This is a genomic window from Phenylobacterium sp. (assembly GCF_020402505.1).
Classification (GTDB): Bacteria; Pseudomonadota; Alphaproteobacteria; order Caulobacterales; family Caulobacteraceae; genus Phenylobacterium.
Genome location: NZ_JADBZL010000191.1, coordinates 1 through 3,494 on the forward strand (window position 1 = coordinate 1; position 3,494 = coordinate 3,494).

Below are 3,494 nucleotides of genomic sequence, written 5' to 3' on the forward strand. Positions count from 1 at the left end.
ACGTCAAGCTTTCGCGACGCCCCCGAAAAGCGAAGAGGCGGCCCGTCGCCGGACCGCCCCCCGAATTCCGCTGAACCCGGCTGGGATCAGAAGGAGTACTTGACGCCGAACTTGACCTGCCAGAGCGACCGGTTCGGCGCGTCCGAGTTAGACAGCGTCTTCACCGCCGGCTGGAAGTTCGAATAGGTGTACTTGCCGCCCGCAAGGGCCACGCCGACGATCGGTGCGACGTAAGGAAAGTCTACCTGCTCCAGGACGCCCCACTCGTCGTTGATCATGTTTCCGATGTTGATGAAGTCGGCGAAGAGCTTGAGCTTGGCGCCGTTCGGCACAAACGCAGGCAGTTCCTGGCTCAGGCGCAGGTCGAAGCGGGTCACATCATCCGAACGGAAGCCGTTCCTAGGCGAGATTCTGCCCGCATGGTCGGTCAGGCCCACGCCCTTCAGGTACTCGTTGAAGGCCGCCATGTTGAAGCCCGCCGCATAGGTGACGATCGGGTCGCTGGTCAGGGTCACGTTGCCCGAGCTATCGAGCTTGGGAACGTAGAACAGCTGGCGGTTCGAGGCGCCGTCGCCGAAGGTCGCCATCGAGGCCGAACTGGAGATGTTGTAGACAAAGCTGTAGGGCAGGCCCGACCGGTGCTCCATGAAGAGGGAGATATTGGTCTTGTTGTCGTCCCAGAACTCCTTGGTCCAGGACAGACGCAGCTTGTACGAGTGTTTGATCTCGTAGTTCGAGGTCGCAAGGCCGGGGTTATTGACATCCGCCGTCGCCAGGTTGGCCCAGTTGGAGAAGGCCACAGAGCTCGTGCCCGGGTTCACGTCCTTGGCGTCCGTCAGGGTGTAGCTGAAGCTGCCGTCGAAGCCGGAGTCCCAGGACTTGGAGAGGCTGAAGGCCCAGGCCTGTTGGAAGCCCTGATCGGTGTTGGTGAGGATGAGGTCGCTGCCGGTGTCGGACGAGGCCACGCCGGTGACGAACAGACCACGCTCTGCGTTCCGGCGGTAGATCGGCCGGCCGTCGGGGGCAAAGGCGACCGGCGAGAGACCGCCGCGATAATCCTTCCAGAGGATACCCTTTCGGACGTCGCCGCGCAGGTAGTCCACCGAGAACTCGTAGTCGTCACCCAGCCAACCGAGATTGAGGTCGCCGGTAAAGGTCAGGCTGCTCTTCCAGGTCTGGATCGGCTCGAAGCTCGGATCGATCCCGTTGGCGCCGGCCGAGCGCTGGATGTTGACGATCGAGGGTCTGGTCGGATCCAGCAGAGCCTCCAGCGCTGTCGGAAGGTCCGCGAAGCTGGTGACCTGATTCAGGATGGCGATATCGGTTGTGCCGGCGGCGAGGCCGCAGGCGGAGCTGGTGGCGCCACGCAGGCACGAGACGCTGGCACCGAGGACGCCGGTGTTCGAGAAGCTGTTCGACACCCACACGGTGGCGGCGCCGCCGGAGAAGAGGCCGAAGCCGCCGGTGACCCGCAGGCCACTGACGCCCACCGCCCCGAAGTTGGCTTCATAGTCTGGGCGCCAGTCAAAGCTGAGGCGCGGCATGAAGACCGACTTGCCGTCCAGGTTCTCCGAGTTGGAGAAGCCGTATCGGCTCAGGAAGTAGGGGTTGGCGAGCGGCTTGTCGCTCTGGTTCAGCCGGGTATATCGGAAGCCCGCCGTGACCGTCAGGTCCTCGGTGACGCGCAGGGTGTCCTGAGCGTAAATGTTCCAGGTGTCGTAGTCGAACTGGGCTGCCAGATCCTTCTCGTTACGCACGCCGTCGCCGTTCGCATCGACGATGGCGTTCTGATAGACAAGCTGGTTCAGGACCCGGTTCTGGAGGTCGGCCACGCTGTTGAAGGTGAACTCGCCTTCCGTGCGCTGGGCGAAGAGGTTGTAGACTTCAAGGTTCTCCTTCTCGACGCCGGCGGCGAACTCGTGGTCGCCGAGGTCGTAGAAGGCCCGGGCGCGGTAGGTCCTGACGGTGTTCTCAAGCTCGTTGGCGTGGCGCGAGTTGTCCGGACCAGCCAGGATCCGGGTCGCCGTGCCAGAGACCGCAGGGTTGGCACCGATGGAGAACTGGCCGAATTCGGCCGCCTCGTCGCCATTTCCGGAGGCGTTTCCAGAGACACCGCCGACCGGGACCTGCAGGGTCACCACTTCCTTCTGGGTGACGGTCAGTTCGGTACGGAAATTGTCGGTCCACCCCGAATTCAGCTGGGCGGTGTAGACAGTCAGATCGTCGCCCTTGGTGTAGTAGTTCGAGTACAGGGCCAGTTGGGTCGAGGACGACCGGTTGCCCTCAATCAGCCGGGTGCCCTCGGTGGACTGCCAGGTGAAGGCCAGCCTGTGGTTATCGGTGATGTTCCAGTCCAGCTTGACGAGCTTCTTGGTGTCCTCTTCCGGTAGGGCCAGATTGTTAAGGATTGAGCTCCCGGAGTCGACGCCGTAGCCGTAGACATTCTTGAGAATGTCCTGGACCTGGGTCACCTGGGCCGGCGTAATGAAGGGAATGGCGGCGTTCGGGTTGCCGGCGATCACAGGCTTTCCGGAGCCCACCGGGCCGGCGATCGTGCCGCGCTCGGCGTCAAACTGCTCGTAGGACAGGAAGAAGAAGAGCTTGTCCTTGATGATTGGCCCGCCAAGGGTGGCGGCCCAGGACGTCTCCTCGAAGATGTTGGTGAACTTCTGGCCATTGGCCCTATCGCCTATGTAATCCTGATCGGAATATTCATAGACAAAGGTGCCTTTGAAGTCGTTGGTGCCGGACTTAGTGACCACATTGATGTTGGCGCCCTGGAAGTCGTTGTAGAGCACCGAATAAGGCGCCAGGTTCACCGACATGGCCTGGACGGCGTCCGTCGAAATCGGGCTGCGTTGCGTGGGATAACCGTTGTTGTTCAGGCCGAAGTCGTCGTTCTGCTTCACGCCGTCGACAGTCAGGCTGTTGAAGCGGTTGGACACGCCGCCGGCGAAGACGGCGTCGAGGTTGGAGGGGTCCAGCACCACAAAGGGGTTGAGGCGGGCCACGTCCTTAAGGTCGCGCTTGAGGCTGGGCAGATCCTGAATGTCGCCAAGACCGTAGTTGCTGGTCGGACCGCCGTTCTCCTCGCGCTTGGCCAGGGCGGCTGTGATGACCACCTCCTCAACCAGGTCGGCGGCGAAGGCGAGGTTGACGGTCACCGGGGCGCCGACACCGACCGACTGGACCTGCGAGGACTCGGTCCGGCCGGAAGAGGTGGCCTCGATCTTGTAGGGGCCGCCAACGCGCAGGCCACGGGCGGTATAGAAGCCGTCAGGGCCGGAGAGGGTGGTCACCGTAGTGCCGGTCGGCGCGTGGGTGATGGTGACCGTGGCGCCGGCTACGGACGCGCCTGTTGCGTCGGTAATGCGGCCGCGGATGGCGCTGGTGGTTTCCTGGGCGAAGGCCGGAGCGGCCATGGCGCACATCAGGGCGGCCACCGCCGTACTGCGGGCGAGCATTCTCGTGGACATCATGGATACCCCTCCATC

The 3,494-nt window shown here is 63.1% G+C and carries 1 protein-coding gene; it reads right to left on the reverse strand.

What is annotated here, in order from left to right:
• Window positions 1-86: 86 nt before the first annotated feature.
• Window positions 87-3,479, reverse strand: a complete 3,393-nt coding sequence (locus IM632_RS12960; RefSeq protein WP_296480130.1) for a TonB-dependent receptor — start codon at window positions 3,477-3,479, stop codon at window positions 87-89.
• Window positions 3,480-3,494 lie beyond the last annotated feature (15 nt).